The sequence below is a fragment of the Methylobacillus arboreus genome (genome assembly GCF_020532725.1).
In the GTDB taxonomy this organism is placed as follows: Bacteria; Pseudomonadota; Gammaproteobacteria; order Burkholderiales; family Methylophilaceae; genus Methylobacillus; species Methylobacillus arboreus.
Window position 1 is genome coordinate 115,692 of record NZ_JAJAVC010000004.1, and the last position, 17,537, is coordinate 133,228.

The 17,537-nt window shown below is 52.4% G+C and carries 21 protein-coding genes and 2 pseudogenes; 21 read left to right on the forward strand and 2 right to left on the reverse strand.

What is annotated here, in order from left to right:
- Positions 1 to 21 precede the first annotated feature (21 nt).
- From hpf to LG198_RS05475, 12 genes are all read left to right on the forward strand, one after another.
- On the forward strand, positions 22 to 348 hold the full coding sequence (hpf, locus tag LG198_RS05420; protein ID WP_230342165.1) for a ribosome hibernation-promoting factor, HPF/YfiA family: 327 nt from the start codon (positions 22 to 24) through the stop codon (positions 346 to 348).
- A gap of 104 nt (positions 349 to 452) precedes the next feature.
- A complete protein-coding gene (hprK, locus tag LG198_RS05425; RefSeq protein ID WP_230342166.1) occupies positions 453 to 1,412 on the forward strand; it encodes an HPr(Ser) kinase/phosphatase in 960 nt (319 codons plus the stop codon).
- Position 1,413: 1 nt separating this feature from the next.
- Positions 1,414 to 2,256: an RNase adapter RapZ gene (rapZ, locus tag LG198_RS05430; RefSeq protein WP_230342167.1), complete on the forward strand. Its 843-nt coding sequence runs from the start codon at positions 1,414 to 1,416 to the stop codon at positions 2,254 to 2,256.
- A gap of 39 nt (positions 2,257 to 2,295) precedes the next feature.
- Positions 2,296 to 2,706 carry a PTS sugar transporter subunit IIA gene (locus tag LG198_RS05435; protein WP_230342168.1) on the forward strand — a complete coding sequence of 137 codons (411 nt, stop codon included), beginning with the start codon at positions 2,296 to 2,298 and terminating at the stop codon, positions 2,704 to 2,706.
- On the forward strand, positions 2,699 to 2,968 hold the full coding sequence (locus LG198_RS05440) for an HPr family phosphocarrier protein (RefSeq protein WP_230342169.1): 270 nt from the start codon (positions 2,699 to 2,701) through the stop codon (positions 2,966 to 2,968). Before LG198_RS05435 ends, LG198_RS05440 begins: the two co-directional genes overlap by 8 nt.
- A 43-nt stretch (positions 2,969 to 3,011) precedes the next feature.
- Positions 3,012 to 4,751 (forward strand): phosphoenolpyruvate--protein phosphotransferase, encoded by a 1,740-nt coding sequence (gene ptsP, locus LG198_RS05445; protein ID WP_230342170.1) that lies wholly within the window; start codon positions 3,012 to 3,014, stop codon positions 4,749 to 4,751.
- 45 nt (positions 4,752 to 4,796) lie between these two features.
- The gene (locus LG198_RS05450; protein ID WP_230342171.1) at positions 4,797 to 5,138 is read left to right on the forward strand and encodes a DUF4870 domain-containing protein; all 342 of its coding nucleotides are present in this window, start codon (positions 4,797 to 4,799) and stop codon (positions 5,136 to 5,138) included.
- 9 nt (positions 5,139 to 5,147) lie between these two features.
- Positions 5,148 to 7,187 carry a M3 family metallopeptidase gene (locus tag LG198_RS05455; protein ID WP_230342172.1) on the forward strand — a complete coding sequence of 680 codons (2,040 nt, stop codon included), beginning with the start codon at positions 5,148 to 5,150 and terminating at the stop codon, positions 7,185 to 7,187.
- A gap of 161 nt (positions 7,188 to 7,348) precedes the next feature.
- On the forward strand, positions 7,349 to 8,056 hold the full coding sequence (locus tag LG198_RS05460; RefSeq protein WP_230342173.1) for an SDR family NAD(P)-dependent oxidoreductase: 708 nt from the start codon (positions 7,349 to 7,351) through the stop codon (positions 8,054 to 8,056).
- 290 nt (positions 8,057 to 8,346) lie between these two features.
- Positions 8,347 to 9,225 carry a transporter substrate-binding domain-containing protein gene (locus LG198_RS05465; RefSeq protein WP_230342174.1) on the forward strand — a complete coding sequence of 293 codons (879 nt, stop codon included), beginning with the start codon at positions 8,347 to 8,349 and terminating at the stop codon, positions 9,223 to 9,225.
- Positions 9,226 to 9,241: 16 nt separating this feature from the next.
- The gene (locus LG198_RS05470) at positions 9,242 to 9,637 is read left to right on the forward strand and encodes an HAD family hydrolase (RefSeq protein ID WP_230342175.1); all 396 of its coding nucleotides are present in this window, start codon (positions 9,242 to 9,244) and stop codon (positions 9,635 to 9,637) included.
- 4 nt (positions 9,638 to 9,641) lie between these two features.
- Positions 9,642 to 9,920, forward strand: coding sequence for an HAD family hydrolase (locus tag LG198_RS05475; RefSeq protein ID WP_328484960.1), 279 nt, complete (start codon positions 9,642 to 9,644; stop codon positions 9,918 to 9,920).
- Here LG198_RS05475 and LG198_RS05480 read toward each other — a convergent pair.
- Positions 9,906 to 10,613 (reverse strand): annotated as a pseudogene (locus LG198_RS05480) (IS1595 family transposase). The gene LG198_RS05475 and the pseudogene LG198_RS05480 overlap by 15 nt on opposite strands.
- 59 nt (positions 10,614 to 10,672) lie before the next feature.
- Here LG198_RS05480 and LG198_RS05485 point away from each other — a divergent pair.
- The 5 genes and pseudogenes from LG198_RS05485 (at position 10,673) to LG198_RS05505 (ending at position 13,852) form a co-directional block, all read left to right on the forward strand.
- On the forward strand, positions 10,673 to 11,134 hold the full coding sequence (locus tag LG198_RS05485) for a GNAT family N-acetyltransferase (RefSeq protein ID WP_230342176.1): 462 nt from the start codon (positions 10,673 to 10,675) through the stop codon (positions 11,132 to 11,134).
- A 127-nt stretch (positions 11,135 to 11,261) separates the two neighbouring features.
- On the forward strand, positions 11,262 to 11,738 hold the full coding sequence (locus LG198_RS05490; RefSeq protein ID WP_230342177.1) for a hypothetical protein: 477 nt from the start codon (positions 11,262 to 11,264) through the stop codon (positions 11,736 to 11,738).
- Positions 11,735 to 12,825: pseudogene (gene ddlA / locus LG198_RS05495) on the forward strand (D-alanine--D-alanine ligase). Before LG198_RS05490 ends, ddlA begins: the two are co-directional and overlap by 4 nt.
- Positions 12,826 to 12,897: 72 nt before the next feature.
- The gene (locus LG198_RS05500; RefSeq protein ID WP_230342178.1) at positions 12,898 to 13,161 is read left to right on the forward strand and encodes a putative hemolysin; all 264 of its coding nucleotides are present in this window, start codon (positions 12,898 to 12,900) and stop codon (positions 13,159 to 13,161) included.
- 154 nt (positions 13,162 to 13,315) lie between these two features.
- Entirely contained in the window at positions 13,316 to 13,852 is a 537-nt protein-coding gene (locus LG198_RS05505) for a YaeQ family protein (protein WP_230342179.1), read from the forward strand.
- A 30-nt stretch (positions 13,853 to 13,882) separates the two neighbouring features.
- On the opposite strand, the gene LG198_RS05510 is transcribed toward LG198_RS05505, so the two are convergent.
- The gene (locus LG198_RS05510) at positions 13,883 to 14,374 is read right to left on the reverse strand and encodes an aminoacyl-tRNA deacylase (RefSeq protein WP_230342180.1); all 492 of its coding nucleotides are present in this window, start codon (positions 14,372 to 14,374) and stop codon (positions 13,883 to 13,885) included.
- Between the two features lie 162 nt (positions 14,375 to 14,536).
- Here LG198_RS05510 and LG198_RS05515 point away from each other — a divergent pair, with 162 nt between their 5' ends.
- From LG198_RS05515 to rlmF, 4 genes are read left to right on the forward strand one after another with little or no spacing between them, the layout of a single operon-like run.
- Positions 14,537 to 15,502, forward strand: coding sequence for an alpha/beta hydrolase (locus LG198_RS05515; protein ID WP_230342181.1), 966 nt, complete (start codon positions 14,537 to 14,539; stop codon positions 15,500 to 15,502).
- 23 nt (positions 15,503 to 15,525) lie between these two features.
- On the forward strand, positions 15,526 to 16,122 hold the full coding sequence (locus LG198_RS05520) for a class I SAM-dependent methyltransferase (protein WP_230342182.1): 597 nt from the start codon (positions 15,526 to 15,528) through the stop codon (positions 16,120 to 16,122).
- A 14-nt stretch (positions 16,123 to 16,136) separates the two neighbouring features.
- The gene (locus LG198_RS05525) at positions 16,137 to 16,427 is read left to right on the forward strand and encodes a putative quinol monooxygenase (RefSeq protein WP_230342183.1); all 291 of its coding nucleotides are present in this window, start codon (positions 16,137 to 16,139) and stop codon (positions 16,425 to 16,427) included.
- 19 nt (positions 16,428 to 16,446) lie between these two features.
- Positions 16,447 to 17,439: a 23S rRNA (adenine(1618)-N(6))-methyltransferase RlmF gene (gene rlmF / locus LG198_RS05530; RefSeq protein WP_230342184.1), complete on the forward strand. Its 993-nt coding sequence runs from the start codon at positions 16,447 to 16,449 to the stop codon at positions 17,437 to 17,439.
- The last annotated feature ends 98 nt before the right edge of the window (positions 17,440 to 17,537 follow it).

Below are 17,537 nucleotides of genomic sequence, written 5' to 3' on the forward strand. Positions count from 1 at the left end.
TTTTCAAGTAAGGAGAGCGTTATGAATTTGCACCTGACCGGACATCATTTAGAGGTTACTCCAGCACTGCGCGAATATGTGCAGTCCAAGCTGGCACGACTTAGCAACCACTTTGACCATGTAATTGACCTTAAAGTAACGCTGAGCGTAGAAAAACTGGTGCAAAAGGCGGAAGCCACCCTGCATGTGCCGGGCAATGATCTGCATGCGGAAAGTGGCGCGGAGAGCATGTATAGCGCGATTGACACCTTGGCTGACAAGCTTGATCGCCAGGTGTTGAAGCATAAGGAAAAGGTCAGCAACCACAATCAGGCAGCAGGAGGCCTCAAGCACCAGGTGGTTGAGTAAATCTGAGAAATGCTGCAAAAGAGTGCTGAATTCATCTTTCATGCATGGATTTGGCACTCATGCAGCATTTTCTCCTGTTTTTTCATTCCCAAGGTATCGCACACATGGCTGAAATCAGTGTTACCCAGCTTTACAAGGATACGCGCCGCAAGCTCAAGCTGAAATGGGTAGCCGGGTTAGCAGGCGGCGATAACCCGCTCACCAGCGAAACTGTGACCAAGCCATCGTTGGCATTGGTCGGTCACCTGAACTTTGTGCATCCCAACCGTGTACAGGTGCTGGGTTGTGCGGAAATGGATTATTTGCGCAGCCTGAGGGCGCGCGAGTTGCAGCAAGCCATCAAGAACCTGTTCTCGGCCGATCTTGCTGCCATCATTGTGGCCAACGGCGAGGACGCGCCGGCAGAGTTGGTCGTTGCCTCGGACGAATACATTACCCCGCTGTTTACCTCTCCCTTGCGTAGCCCGGGCCTCATGGACGTGCTGAGCCATTACCTCGCGCAGGCGGTAGCCGTGTCGGAAAGCCTGCATGGCGTGTTTCTGGAGGTGCAGGGCTTTGGCCTCATGATCAAGGGCAATCCGGCCATCGGTAAAAGCGAACTGGCACTGGAATTGATCTCGCGCGGCCATCGGTTGGTGGCAGACGATATTGTCGATTTCTACCGGATTGCGCCCGACCGGCTGGAAGGCCGCTGCCCGCCCCTGTTGCAGGATTTCCTCGAGGTGCGTGGGCTGGGTGTGCTCAATATTCGCGCCTTGTTCGGAGATAATGCCGTCAAACCGACCAAGCCGCTCGATCTTATCGTGCAGCTGGAAATGGCGGATACCATGGTGCCGCTCGACCGGCTCAAGATCAAATCCCAGCATGAACAGATTCTGGATGTGAAAGTGCCCAAAGTGGTGATTCCAGTGGCGGCCGGGCGCAACATTGCCGTGTTGGTCGAGGTAGCCGTGCGTAATCACATGTTGTTGTTGCGCGGCATCAACGGTACCAAGCAGTTCATGCAGCGCCAGCATCGTGAGATGGCGCGCACGGCAAGAAAGCTCAAACAACAGGCGGATTGATATGCAGCTCGTTATCGTCACTGGTCTTTCAGGTTCGGGCAAGAGCATCGTGCTCAAGATGCTGGAAGACAGCGGTTATTACTGCATCGATAACCTGCCGGCTACCTTGTTGCCGCAAATCTCCGAACACCTCAGCCAGGCGCAGCATGAGCGCGTGGCCATCAGCATTGATACCCGCAGCGCTTCGCTGGACGTGTTGCCTGGCAACATACGCAAGCTCAAGAGTGCGGGCATGGATGTACAGGTATTGTTTCTGGAAGCCAATGTCGAGACCTTGGTGAAACGCTACAGTGAGACACGCCGGCGCCACCCATTGAGCAATGACACCAGCACACTTGCGGAGAGCATCAGCTACGAGCGCCACCTGCTGGAACAGCTGGTGGACCTGGGTCTGCGTATCGATACCAGCAACCTCAGCGCCAATGCATTGCGCAACTGGGTCAGGGAATTCGTGACCCATAAAAACGGCGAACTGACTTTGTTGTTTTCCTCATTCGGCTTCAAGCACGGAATTCCGCTTGATGCGGATTATGTGTTCGACGTGCGCTGCCTGCCTAATCCTTATTACGACAAGGAGCTACGCCCCTTCACCGGGCAGGATGCCGTGGTCTGCAATTATCTGGATAGCCAGGAGAGCGTGCATCTCATGTATGACGATATCCGTGGCTTTATTGAGCGCTGGTTGCCCCGCTTTATTGCGGATAATCGCAGCTACCTTACCGTTGCGATCGGTTGCACGGGCGGCCAGCATCGCTCTGTATACCTTGCAGAGCGCCTGGCAGCGCATTTTCGTCACCAGCAGCACAAAGTGCTGGTGCGGCACCGTACACTTGAGAAAAGCTAGCATGGTATTGCCCTGCTAGCGCAGACAGGATACAAAAGCATGATAGGCATACTCATTATTGCCCATGGTACGCTGGGCGAAAGTTTGATCCACTGTGGCAGTCATGTTATGGGTTCACGTCCGCCATTGCTGCGTCAACTTGGCGTGGGCACGCATGACGACCCGGCAGCATTGCTGCCGCAGGCGCAGCAGATGATACGCGAGCTGGACGAAGGGCAGGGCGTGCTGATACTTTCTGATGTGTATGGCGCCACTCCCTGTAACCTGGTCACTCGCCTGTTGATTCCAGGGCATGTGGAAGGGGTGGCAGGGGTCAACTTGCCCATGCTGGTGCGGGCGCTGACCTACCGGGAAGGCAACGGCATCATGACCTTGGTCGAGAAGGCCATCAGCGGGGGACGCGACGGGGTAGTACATTTTTCCAAGGACACATGTCAGCATCATGATTAAACAAGAAATAGAAATCATCAATAAATTGGGCTTGCATGCGCGAGCATCCACCAAGCTTACCCAGACTGCGAGCCAGCATGCCTGCGAAATCTGGATTGAGCGTAATGGCAGGCGCGTAAATGCCAAGAGCATCATGGGGGTGATGATGCTGGCGGCCAGCAAAGGCAGCAAGATTACGCTGGAAGCCAATGGCAGCGATGAACAGGCGGCCATGGATGCGCTGGTCAAGCTGATCAATGGCCGCTTTGGCGAGCCGGAATAAAGCGCATCATGCCGCTTCCCATCCCCCCACAGGAATAGCCCCCATGGCCCAGAGCAGCAAAGTCAGCTTCTCCATGCACGGCGTTGGCGTCTCCGGCGGCATTGCCATCGGCAATGCGCATCTTGTCACCAATGCTCTGGTTGAGGTGGTGCATTACCACATTCCCAAGAAAGCGCTGGTGGCAGAAATACTGCGCTTTGAAAACGCACTGGCGCGCGTGCGCCAGGATCTGGAAGTAATCCGGGAGCAATTGCCTGTCAATGCGCCGGCAGAACTCACGGCTTTCATCAACACCCATCTCATGATTCTTGCCGACAAGCACTTGTCGGAAGAGCCCAAGGCTATTATCGAGCAAGAGCTGTGCAATGCCGAGTGGGCATTGAAGCAGCAGATGCACGAGCTGGTGGCGCAGTTCGAGCTGATCGAGGATGAATACCTGCGCGAGCGCAAGCAGGACGTGGTGCAGGTGGTGGAGCGTATCATCAAGGTCCTGCTTGGCCACCCGAGCGAAGCAGTGCAGCCGGACGAAAGCGCCATGATCCTGGTGGCATATGACGTTTCGCCTGCCGATGCCATCCAGTTCAAGCATCACCAGTTTGCCGCCTTTATCACTGACGTAGGCGGCGCCACTTCGCATACCGCGATTCTGGCACGCAGCTTGAGCATTCCTTCCATCGTCGCATTGCATCGTGCGCGCGATCTGATCCGCGATGGCGAATTGATTATCGTCGACGGCAATTACGGCATTGTCATCGTCAACCCGGACAAGGACACGCTGGCGGAATACCGGCTGCGCCAGGAACAGTGGGAGCTGGAGCAACAGAAACTCAAGCGCCTGAAGCAAACCAGGGCGGTGACGCTGGATGGCGTGGAGGTGGAGTTGCATGCCAATATCGAAGTGCCTTCCGACGTGACCAAGGCCAAATCCGTCGGCGCCACAGGTATCGGGCTTTACCGTACCGAGTTCCTGTTCATGAACCGGCGTGAAATGCCCGCTGAGGAAGAGCAGTTTACGGCGTATCGCACCGTGGCGGAAATGATGAAAGGTTTGCCTGTCACCATCCGCACGCTGGATCTGGGGGCCGACAAGCAAATGAACCCGGATGCAGCCAGGAGCTGCACCAACCCTGCGCTGGGGCTGCGGGCTATCCGCCTGTGCCTGTCCGAGCCGCAGATTTTCCATACCCAGTTGCGGGCCATCCTGCGTGCATCGCATTACGGTAAAATCAAGATTCTCATCCCCATGCTTTCCTCGCTTTCTGAATTGAGGCAGACCGTTACCCTGCTTGAACGCGCCAAGGAGAGCCTGCGTGCGGAAAACATTCCGTTCGATGAAGAAATCAAGCTGGGCGGCATGATCGAGATTCCCGCCGCCGCAATCAATGCCGAGGCGTTTGCGCGTGAGTTGGATTTCCTCTCCATCGGCACCAATGACCTGATCCAGTATGCATTGGCGATTGATCGTACTGATGATGCTGTCTCATATCTTTACAAGCCATCGCACCCGGCAGTGCTCAAACTAATCGAAATGACGATCAAGGCAGGCAATAAACTTGGCAAGCCGGTCTCGGTGTGCGGCGAGATGGCGGGCGACGTCGACTTCACACGTTTGCTGCTGAGCTTCGGGCTGCGCCAGTTCTCCATGCATCCGGCGCATATCCTCACGATCAAGCGCCAGGTGTTGCAGACTGAGCTAGAGCAAGCTGCGCCAGTGGCGCGCAAGATCATGAATGCTTACGATATCGACAAGATCGAACCTTTATTGGCAAAGCTCAATCAGTAATACAATGGCTGCCAATCTGGCGGCCTATCACATAGGGGATTCATCATGGGCAACCTCATTCCTGTAGCCAGTGATAATGAAAAAAACATTGCCGTGCTCACTCATCTGGGTGGCACGGTATTCACCCTGCTGCCAGCACTGTTTGTCTGGTTGTGGAAGAAGGACGAAAGTCCATTCATCGGCCGGCATGCGAGAGAAGCGCTGAATTTTCAGATCACGCTCTTGATAGGCTACGTCATCAGCTCCATATTGGTTTATATCCTCATCGGGTTCTTGCTGGCCGGCTTCCTCTGGCTCGCCAACCTGGTCCTGTGCGTGCTTGCCGCCATCACCGCGAGCAAGGGCGAGGAATACCGTTACCCGTTTACATTGCGTTTGATTAATTAAGGATTTCACGTGAGCATTGCCAATAACCCTTTGCTGGATTTCTCCGGCTTGCCCCAATTCGACCAAGTCAAGGCCGAGCATGTCACGCCCGCGGTGGACTATCTGCTGGAGAAAGGCAAGGCGCTGGTTGAAGCCCTGGTCGCAGATACATCGGCTCCTACCTGGGAAAGCTTCGCCCGTCCGCTCGAAGACTTCGAGGAGCAGATATCACGCGCCTGGTCGCAAGTCGGCCACCTCAATGCCGTCGTCAACAGCCCGGAACTGCGTGAAGCCTATAACGAAAACCTACCCAAGCTGACAGCCTTCTACGCCGATCTTTCGCAGGATGAACGCCTGTACGCCAAGTTCCGCGCCTTGCGTACCAGTGCGGAGTACGACAAGCTCAACACTGCGCAGCGCAAGATACTGGATAACGAACTGCGCGATTTCCGCCTGGGCGGCGCCGAACTGCCTGAAGACAAGAAAGCCCGCTTCAAGGCCATCCAGGAAGAACTTTCCACCCTGGCCGCCAAGTTCGAGGAAAACCTGCTCGACACCACCAACGATTACGCGTTGTTCATAGAAGACCAGGCGCAACTGCAAGGCGTGCCGGAAGATGCCTTGCAAGCCGCAGCCGAAGCTGCCAAGGCCGATGAAAAAACCGGCTGGAAATTCACCCTGCATTTCCCTTCCTACATGCCGGTGCTGCAATACGCGGACAACCGCGAACTGCGCGAAACGCTTTACCGTGCCTACGCTACCCGCGCCTCCGAGTTCGGCAAGCCGGAGTGGGACAATACCGAGATCATCAGCAATATCCTCAGGTTGCGCCATGAAGCCGCCGTGTTGCTGGGCTACAGCAACTATGCCGAAACCTCGCTCGCCACCAAGATGGCGGAAACCCCGGCCCAAGTCGAAGAATTCCTTAACAACCTAGCCAAACGCGCCAAGCCGTTTGCCGAGCGCGACATGCAGGAACTCAAGCAATATGCAGCAGAAAAACTCGGCCTCGCCGAGCTGTTCGCCTGGGATATTGCCTATGCCTCTGAGAAATTGCGCGAAGACAAATATGCTTTCTCCGACCAGGAAGTGAAGCAATACTTCCCCGAGCAGCAAGTGCTGCAAGGCCTGTTCAAAGTGACCGAAACCATTTTCGGCCTGCAGGTCAGGAAAACCGAGGCCCCGGTCTGGCACAAGAATGTCAGCTTCTATGAAATCACCGACAATGCAGGCAAGCCGGTGGGCCAGTTCTACCTCGACCTCTACGCCCGCAACAACAAGCGCGGCGGCGCCTGGATGGACGAAGCCATTACCCGCCGCAAGAAATCCCACGGTATCGAAACCCCAGTGGCCTACCTGACCTGCAATTTCTCCGCGCCCGTAGGTGGCAAGCCAGCCCTGTTCACGCATGACGAAGTCATCACCATGTTCCACGAATTCGGTCATGGCCTGCACCACATGCTGACCCAGGTGGAAGACTACGGCGTTTCCGGCATCAAGGGTGTGGAATGGGATGCCGTGGAACTGCCCAGCCAGTTCATGGAAAACTTCTGCTGGGAATGGGACGTGCTGCGCCACATGACCAAACACGTCGATACCGGCGAACATTTGCCCAAGGAACTGTTCGACAAGATGGTCGCCGCCAAGAACTTCCAGGCCGGCATGCAGACCGTGCGTCAGATCGAGTTCTCCCTGTTCGATATGCGCCTGCACGCCAACTTCAGCGAATACGACACCAAGACCGCGCTCAAGCTCATCGAAGCCATACGCGACGAAGTCGCCGTGGTGCGCCCGCCCAAGTGGAACCGCTTCCCCAACAACTTCTCGCACATCTTCGCGGGCGGTTATGCCGCAGGCTATTACAGCTATAAATGGGCTGAAGTCCTCTCTGCAGACGCCTACAGCATGTTCGAGGAAAATGGCGTGCTATCGGCGGAAGCAGGCAAACGTTTCTGGAACGAAATCCTTGCGCAAGGCGGCTCACGTCCTGCGCTGGAATCGTTTATTGCATTCCGGGGAAGGGAGCCGAGTATTGATGCTTTGCTAAGGCATAATGGGATGACGGCTTAAGGTGTGTATGCGGTGCAATGCACGTTGGTTATTGTGCCGTATGTATGCTAAAGAAGAGGAAACTGCATTGAATGCAACAGTAGTCTTATTCAGATCAACAGCTGAAAGCCTTGAAACAATAGAATAGATCAGTACTATAAAAGTCGACCGATGGGGATCATGTGAAGTCAGTATTAATTACAGGCGCATCTCGTGGACTTGGACGCGAGTTGCTGTATTTGTATCAAACTGCTGGCTGGATCACTTTACCACTTGTGCGTAACCAGCATGATGCGGATACAATTCTTGCAACGGCATTTGCAAAATATTGCCATCCGATTGTTGGCGATATTTGTTATCAGGAAATTGAATCGATAATTACAGCCAAGCTGGGTAATGATATGGCACTTGATCTGCTGATCAACAACGCCGGTGTGCCTGGCCGCTCCTACGGTCTGCTTGATACATGTGCTGATGAGGTTGCAGAGCTATTTTCTGTTCACACATTAGGTACGCTACGCGTATGCAGGGCAGCATTACCTGCGCTCTTAAAATCTGGTGCGGGGAGAATTGTGAATATCTCCTCACGGCTAGGCTCTATTGAAAAATCCGCGCGAGGTGAATTTTCCAATCAAGGTTTCTCTTATTCCTATCGGATCGCCAAGGCAGCTCAAAATATGTTGAGCGCATGCATGGCAGAAGAACTGATACCGCAAGGTATCGGTGTCTCGGTCATCCATCCTGGTAGATTTCATGGGGGTGCTGCGGCTTCAGATGCAACCATGTCAGCGCGACAGGCTGCGTTAAGAATTCAACGCTGGATTGACGCCACTCAAGGTGAAGTATCTATTGAATATGTGGAACCAGAAGTTGGCGTATTTCAATGGTAATTATCAAGTAACTATATATGGTGTAATGCCTATTGGTTATTGAAATAGTTTTTGAAGTTTTGCTTATTGGGTGCCTGCTCTCAGCCTGATAAGCGCCAATACTTTTCGTTATCAACTTAGATGCTAATTTCCCAACAACATAAAGCAATACATGTGCTGTAAATTCAGCATATAAATTGGCTTTATTCGTGTTATTTTCATACAAAGCCAATAGGCAAGCGGATGCATGGACATGGCATATCTCTTGCAGCGCCGATAGCACTTCCATATACGAACTCCAGGAATACCATATGCCCAGAAGGATCAGCGCGCTTGCAAGTTCTATCCTGACTGCTACCCTCTTTATTTCTTCCGCATCTGCCGTACAGATCACGGCCAGTGAGCGAGCCGATCTTGCCCCTACAGGCAAACTGCGAATCGGTATTAACACCGGAAATATATTGTTGACAGGAAAAGATTTGGCAACAGGCACACCAAGGGGCATAGTTTTTGATCTCGCGCGCGAGCTGGAAGGCCAAGTTGGCCTTCCAGTGGAGATTGTGACATTCGACTCGGCAGGTGAGTTAGCCGAAGGCATCAAAACCGGCGCATGGGATGTTGCATTTCTTGGCATAGAGCCAGAGCGCGCAGAAGGCATTGCATTCAGTCCTCCTTATGCTGAAATTGTCGCAACTTATCTAGTCCCTGCTGGTTCATCCATCAAAACCATCGCGGATGTCGATAAAGAAGGAGTCCGTATTGCCATCTCGGCGAAAAGCGCGTACGACCTGGTACTAACTCGTAGCCTCAAACATGCCAAATTGCATCGTGTGCCTGGCGCTCCCGGTGTGCCAGGCGTGGAAGGCGCATACAACCTGTTTGCGAGCGAAAAGCTTGAGGTCCTGGCAGCTCTCAAGCCAGTGTTAATCGAATATACCGATAAGTTGCCTGGCTCCCGTGTGCTGGATGGCAGCATCAGTACCGTCTATCAAGCAATCGGCACACCCAAAGACCGTGATGCTGGCGCAAAGTTTTTGCAACGGTTTGTAGAGGAAATCAAAGCTAACGGACTAGTCGCAAAAACGATAACCAAAAATGGTGCACGGGGATTATCTGTTGCCCCTGCTCAAACACTTGGATTCCTTATGAAAGAGCAGGGCATTTTGCATTCATTGTCACTATTTAACTGATCTAAAATTAGCCTCAATGATAGAAGCCCTGCTTGTAGACCTTGACGATACGCTGCTCGATGATCGCAGTGCATTACGGGCAGCGCTTAATGCTTTTTTTCAAGCTCATTGTGCTTTATTGGCTGGAGAGTCGCTGGAATCTTCTCTTGTCCGGTGGCGCAATATTTCCGCAAGGCATTGGCAGAAATATGAGCGCGGTGAAATATCATTTGACGATCAACGCCGGGCACGCGTACGGGAATTTCTGAATAAACAGTTCAATGACGCGGATGCAGACCAGGCCTTCAAGCCTTATCTTGATACATATGAAGCCTCATGGAAATTAGCTCCACACTGTACTGAGTTTCTACAAAAAACAGCCCATTTTCCCAAGATCATTATCACCAAATGGGGAGCGTTCTCAGCAACATAGAAAAATACAAAGCACTGGCCTAGCTCCACATTTTATTGCCGCTATTACTCCAATGGATTGTGGGCATTGGAAACCTGCGCCTGAAATATTCTTGGCTGCTTTGAACATAATTAAAGTAAAGGCAGAAAATTGCCTGATGATCGGTGACGATCCGATTAGAGATGTTCAACCCGCACGAGCTTTAAATATGGCAACTTTATTGATTAATCATCAAACCTCGCAAACAGCATTTCTGGATGTGTTGGCCTCTCTTAATCTATCTATTGAGCTAGTCCGAGATTAAATTGGGTCTTAGGAAGCTAAAGCGGATATTTCTTACCAGTTTAAGTATCTCAAGGTAAAGATGATCACGGCGATGATTAAATCTAAATTCAGTTTCTTTCAGATGCAGATAGAAGGTGTGTTTTGGTACGCCGTTAAACTTGGCTAGCCGTCGCTTTGCATAGCTTCAGAACGATTCAATGCCATTGATATGCCGCTCTCCATTCGCAAACTCATTCTCGCCATGGTGTACCCGGAGGTGCTTATCAAATCCAATGTCGACTAGGCCATCGTAGCCCCGCCAGCCATCGGAGTGGATCACCGTGCTGGGCTCCACATGCCCGCGGATAATGCCTTGCAGCGTGGCTTTGGAACAGTCCGGTACGATCTCAGTGTAGACTTTGCCGTGACGCTTCAGCAATCCAAACACAATTGTCTTGCCGTAGGCTCCGTGACCGCGTTTACCTCGAACACGCTGGGTACCGAAGTAGGATTCGTCGACTTCTACAGCCCCTTGCAACGGCGACTCCGATTCACAGGATGCTGCCATGCGTCTACGAATCTTCAAATAAATGCTGTTAACTGATCGGACCGAAATACTGGTCAATTCAGCGGTATTGGTCGCCGTGAGATCCAGGGCAAAACACCGTACGAGCTGCCTGAATTTGGCCTCGCCGATTTTAGAACGGCAGTAATACCTGTTTTTACTAACCATATTAGGAAGTTATCACACCTCAATGGATGCTTTGCTTCCTAAGACCCTAAATTAAAGTGATGACATTGAATCTAATTATTCGACAAGCCATAGCAGCCGATGCACACGCTGTTGAGGTACTGTACCGGCAACTGGTAAATAATCATGCCGTTTCTGTCCTATCTGATCGAATTACACAAGTTAATCAAGACCCCAATACAGCATTACTTGTTTGCGAGTATGAAGGCATCGTCATTGGAACTGCACTTGTATCATTATGTGCAGATGTCATGTTTCAGGCACAGCCCTTCGCAGTGATTGAAAATATTGTAATTGAATCCTCATTCAGAAATTCTGGTATAGGAAGTGCTTTGATGAAAGAAATCGAAGATTTCTGTTATCGAGCGGATTGCTCAAAAATTATGTTGCTTAGCTCCTCCGATAGAATACAGGCACATATGTTCTTTGAACATGTTGGTTTTATCGGTTCTTCAAAGCGGGGTTTTGTAAAGTACCGTAGTCAATTCAATATAGCTGAATAGCACTAGTAGACATTGTTGGCGAAAGCAATAAATCTTTGCTAAGCAGCGGCTCAATTTGTATGCACTGCAGCATGGTATAAAAGCAGAGTGCTAAAATGCTCAAATCTTAACCCACAGAGATAAGCCCATGGATGACGCCATTGCAGCTATCCAAAGCCGCATTAAAAGCGAGACAGCGTTTTCGGTTGGGGTGGGCCACCCAAGGAGCTTACGCACCCAGATAGTGATATGGCCTTGGAGGATTGCTCGCCTGCCGCAAGCGCGTAATCCCATTCCTCCAAATTTATCGCCAACCGGGCTGGTTCAGCCGGTTCCACAGTTATTTGCTGTGGATATCCTGTTTCTTTCCAAGCGTGAAATAGATTCCCTGACCAGGGTGGCAAAAATCATCGAAGATAATCCCCTGATTAATATTGGTGACAAGCGCTATCACCTTGTTGAACAGAGTCTTGCTCCAGAGCTGCAGGTTGCGATTTTTTCTAGTGCCAGCTTGTCGCTGCAACCGGTATTGAACTATACGATCTCAAACATCAATGTTGTCAGCGATGCTTTAACGGATAATGCGCCGCCCATTCTTGAAAAAGGTCGTGTAGTAGCAAAATGAAGAAAATCAGAGTAGCCATCATTTTTGGCGGAAAATCGGCCGAGCATGAGGTGTCCTTGCAATCGGCCAGAAACGTGTTTGATGCAATTGACCGTGAAAATATGAGCCAGTCCTGATTGGAATCGACAAGACGGGAAAATGGCTGCTGAATTCAAGTCACGATTATTTGATTGATGCAGATAGTCCTGAACAAATCAGCCTCAATAACTCGCAAAATCGCATCACCTTTGCGCCTGAAAGCAACGGAGAAATTTCAAGTATTGAAAACAGGCAGAACAATGGATCGATTGATGTCGCTTTTCCCATTCTCCATGGTCCAATGGGGGAGGACGGTACTGTCCAGGGTTTCCTGAAACTGGCCAATATCCCATTTGTGGGGTCAAGCGTTCTGGGGTCAGCGGTGGGCATGGATAAGGATGTCATGAAGAGATTGCTGCGTGACGCTGGAATTCCGATTGGAAAATTTCTGACACTAAGAGACAGTGACTCGATTCCTGGTTTCTCGGAGGTTTCCAGTTTGCTTGGTTCTCCATTCTTTGTGAAACCGGCCAATATGGGCTCCTCTGTCGGAGTCAGCAAAGTCCATGATGAAACCAGTTATCACGCAGCAGTAGACCTGGCTTTTTCGTTTGACCTGAAGATCATTGCAGAGGAATTTATTTCCGGAAAAGAAATCGAATGTTCCGTTCTGGGCAATAGTAATCCTATTGCTTCTGTCATTGGCGAAATCAAGCCTAGTCACGAGTTCTATTCCTATGATGCAAAGTATCTCGATGAAAAAGGCGCAATACTTGAGATTCCGACCATCTTGCCAGAAAACGTTGCCGATCGGGCTAGAGAAATTGCGATACGAACCTTTAAGTTGCTTGCGGCTGAAGGGCTGGGCAGAGTGGATATGTTTCTGAAAGAGAATGGTGAAATTCTCGTCAATGAAATCAATACAATTCCCGGTTTTACCAAAATCAGCATGTATCCAAAGCTTTGGGAAGCTTCGGGCATTACATATACTGAATTGATCGACAGGCTGATTCAGTTGGCGATGGAACGGTTTGAAAAAGAAAAAAAGCTGAAAACAAGTTACCTGTGAGTTGCTGTTGAATCTTTCAGTGGCGATAGAATGAGCTAATGGTCAGCCAAACGGGAAGGAAGGATGGTGGGTATGTCTTCAAAAGGTATTGCTGGTTTTCTTGCGCTCTTGGTTTCATGTTTACTGACGCTGGGCTGTACTTCCAAGACCGAGAAAAGATCCGCCACGGTTCAAATTGCCAATCCCGCATCTTCTCACTGCATCAATCAGGGTGGAAAGATCGAAATCAAGAAAGATGCGTCTGGCGCAGAGTATGGTATTTGTCACTTGCCTGACGGGACGGTCATTGATGAGTGGGAGCTGTTCCGTCGTGACAATCCTCCACCAAAAGAGTGATGCGCTTCTAGGGTTTAGTTAAATAACATTGCAGTAGCAGGCAAACTTTTCACAACTATTTTGTCATGCCGATTCTGCTGTAGCCCTGCCTCTTATAATATTGACCAAGCTTGCGTTAAGCTGCGTCTCTTCATTTATTTCTCTCAGGAATTCCATGGCCCTCAAATCCACCGTGTTCAAAGCCAATCTGCAGATTGCCGATATGGAGCGACACTATTATCAAGACCATGCTTTGACACTCGCCCGTCATCCCTCCGAAACGGATGAGCGCATGATGGTGCGCGTGCTGGCGTTTGCATTGCATGCTCATGAACTTTTGGTCTTTGGCCAGGGCATGACAGACGATGAGGAAGCGGACATCTGGCGCAAGGATTTGACTGGCAAGATCGAGCAGTGGATTGATGTGGGCCTGCCGGATGAAAAACTGATCCGCAAGGCTTGTGGGCGGGCGAATGAGGTGGTTGTGTATACCTATGGCGGCCGCACTGCAGAGATGTGGTTTGCACAGAATGCGGATGGCTTTGCCCGGCTAAAGAATCTGAGCATCATCAACCTGCCTCAAGAAAACACGAAAGCACTGGCTGATCTGGCGCAGCGCACCATGCACCTGCAGTGCACCATCCAGGATGGCCAGGTGTGGCTGAGCGATGGTGAGCGCAGTGTTGAGGTGTCGTGCGAGAAGTGGAAATAGGCAATTCCACTATCGCGTTCTTAATATCCTTTATGCCTTGGCAAAGCTGCCTTGTTCCGCATCGCCAAGCACTTTCAGCAAATCTGCCCCTTTTAACGCCAGGGCATAACCCAGCACGCCGCTGCCGATCACCACGGTTTCATAATCCTTCACGCTGTTGTCTACCAAAACCTTGAGTTCTTCTGGCAGGGCGATCGGCGGCACGGCGCCGACGACATAACCAGTCGCCTCGGGCACTTCGTCATATTCCGCCATGCGCAGTTTGCGCTCGTTGAGGTGGTTGCGCAGGATGGCCCAGTCGGCACGGCCGCCGCCTGCCACGGCGAGCAGGATGAACTGGTCCGAGCCGGTGCGGAACAGCACGCTGCGCACCACCGATTTAGGGTCCAGCCCCTCGTTTTCCAATAGTTCTTCCAAGTTGCGCACTGGTTTCTTGTCTTCACTCAACGGGATTTCAATGACGGTGAAAGGGACGGCCTGGGCGTTCAGGAGGTCGGTGACTGGCGAGACGAGTGAAGTCATGATGATCCTTGATCTTGAATTTGATGGTAGGAATTTACCCTATTTTTGCGGGTTGTTGGTTCCAGGCGGTCTAGTGAGGCATGGCGAATGAGGTATGATGGAATTTGTTGCTGCATTGTTGGCACATGTATACCCGTCATCCGATCCCAGAATAGTCCTGTCATGCGTGTTTATGTAGGTTCTTTTTTCATCGCTATTTGCCTGATGCTATCCATGCAGGGTCGTGCGTATGCGGCGTTGGAGGAATCCGTCGTGCAGTTGCAAACCGCCAACGGCGTTCTCGAGGGCACATTGCTGGTACCTGAGGCTAAACGAGGCATGCCGGTGGTCGTCATGGTGGCAGGGTCTGGCCCGACAGACAGGAACGGTAACCAGCCCGGCCTGCATCACAATGCCTTGCTGCTGCTGTCCAGCGCGTTGGCACAGCACGGGATTGCGAGCTTGCGCTACGACAAGCGTGGCGTGGGCCGGAGTATGAGTGCCGTCCCCAAGGAAGAGGGTTTGCGTTTCGAGCAATATGCCGCCGACGTGCGGGACTGGGTGAAATGGCTTGCGCAGGATAAGCGCTTCGGCAAGATCACCGTGATCGGCCACAGCGAGGGGGCGCTGCTCGGCATGCTGGCCTCGCGGCAGGCCAAGGTTGCGAACTTTATTTCCATTGCCGGGCCGGGTAGGCCCGCCGACCAATTGCTGCAGATGCAATTGGCTTCCCAACCTGCGGAGATACAGGCCATGGCATTGCCAGTGATCGAGAGGCTGAAGCAGGGCAAGACAGTAGGCCCGGTGAACCCGGCCCTGCAGGCATTGTTCCGGCCCAGCGTGCAGCCGTACCTGATTTCGTGGTTCAAATATGACCCAGCTAAAGAAATTGCCAAATTAAAGATACCAATATTGGTGGTGCAGGGCACAGCGGATATTCAGGTGGATGAAGAGGATGCATGGTTATTGGGCGCTGCTAATCAAAGGGCGACTGTCATCTCAATCGACGGCATGAACCATATTTTCAAGAAGTCAGTACCGGACCGCGCGCAGAACTGGAATACCTATACCCAGCCCGAGCTGCCTGTCATGCCGGAGTTGATTGCGGTGTTGGCGCGGTTCATCCAGCAGGACGGCAAGCTGGATTAGCAAAAACGCTGGAGCACACAATCATGTGGGACGAACGATACGATACCGAGACTTATGTCTACGGCAAGACCGCGAATACTTTCCTCGTGGACCATTTCCGCGCCATTCCCCAGGGCAGGGTGCTGAGCATTGCCGAAGGGGAGGGGCGCAATGCGGTATTCCTTGCCAGGCAGGGATATGCCGTGACCGCGGTGGACGGTTCTGCCGTCGGGCTGGAAAAGGCCGGGAAGCTCGCCAGGGAGAATGGCGTCACGATTGAGAGCATCCATGCCGACCTCGCCAGTTTTGATTTCGGCGAGCAGCAATGGGACGGCATCGTCTCGATTTTCTGTCCCATGCCGTCGGCATTGAAGGCCGTTGTCTTTCCCAAGATCATCAAGGGGCTGAAGCCCTGCGGGATGTTCCTGCTGGAGGCTTACACGCCGGAGCAGTTGGAATATGGCACCGGCGGCGGCAAGGACACGGACGCCATGATGACGAAAGCCATACTGAGCCGCGCATTGCATGGATTCAATTTTCATCGGCTGCAAGAAGTAGAGCGCGAGGTAGTGGAAGGCGCTTACCACACCGGGCTGGCCTCGGTGGTGCAGGCGATAGCAGCCAAGCCAAACAATATCTGAAAGAACAAGTTGCCATGTTGAAGGTGATCGCCGAGGATTTTATCAAGCCGGAATATATTGACCTTGTAGTGCCGCTTTACGCGGAGCTGGTCGAGAAGACCCGGCAGGAACCGTTATGCATTGCGTACGACCTGTTCATCGACCAGAAAGACCCCGGACATTTCATCTTTATCGAAGAGTGGCCTGACCGGGCGGCGTTGGACATCCATTGCCAGACCGAGCATTTCCGGCGGCTGGTGCCGGCCATCAATCAGTACCAGCGGCGGGAAGGGATATTCCTGCTGATGGATGCGTTCTCAAAATAGTGCGCCCATTAATTACCCCATGACCCAGCGTTCCTCCCCGGATGAGAAATCCGGCCTGCATCCGCGCAACCGGCACCGGCAGCGCTACGATTTTGCATTGCTGGTCAAGGTCCATCCTGCCCTGGCGGCGTTTGTTAGGCTCAATCATTACCAGGATGCCAGCATCGACTTTGCCGATCCGCAGGCCGTCAAGACCCTGAACCAGGCCTTGCTCAAGCAGTATTACGGCATCGCGGAATGGGACATCCCGCCGCAATTCCTCTGTCCGCCGATTCCCGGTCGGGCGGATTATGTGCATTGCCTGGCAGACCTGCTGGCCGCAGGCAATGACGGGAAAATTCCATATGGCGGCAACGTCAGGGTGCTGGATATCGGCACAGGCGCCAACCTGGTATATCCCATCATCGGGCAGCGCGAATATGGCTGGCACTTCGTCGGCACCGACATCAATGCCGAGGCGCTGGAAAATGCGCAAGGGATTGTGGCAGCCAATCCCGGCCTTGCCGAGGCGGTCGAATTGCGCTTGCAGCGCAATGCAGGGGTGATTTTCTCGGGGATGATGCAAGAATATGAGCGTTTTGACCTGACCATGTGCAACCCGCCGTTCCATGCATCCCAGGCTGCGGCCATGGCGGGGACGCAGCGTAAGTGGCAGAACCTGGAGCGCAGCCGCGGCAAGCCCTCGGGCAAAGGCATGAAACCAGCCAGGGCAGGCAATAAGCTCAATTTTGGCGGACAGGCTGCCGAGCTGTATTGCGAAGGCGGTGAAGAGGTGTTTATCGGCCGCATGGTCAAGGAAAGTGCAACGGTTGGCGCGGAATGCCTTTGGTTTACCACGCTGGTGTCCAAGGCTGTTACCTTGCCAGCGGTATACCGCAGCTTGAGAGCGGTGGATGCGTACACGGTGAAGACGATAGCGATGGCGCAAGGTCAGAAGAAAAGCCGTTTCGTTGCCTGGACTTTCCACGATAAAGCCAGCCAGCGCGTATGGAGCCGCCAGCGCTGGCAGTAGGTCTCAACATCATCTACCAGGACATCTAACAAAGTATCAGTGAAGCGCTCTTGGTTAGGCGGCATTAATACGACAAGGCAGAGCAACAATGCCAGGAG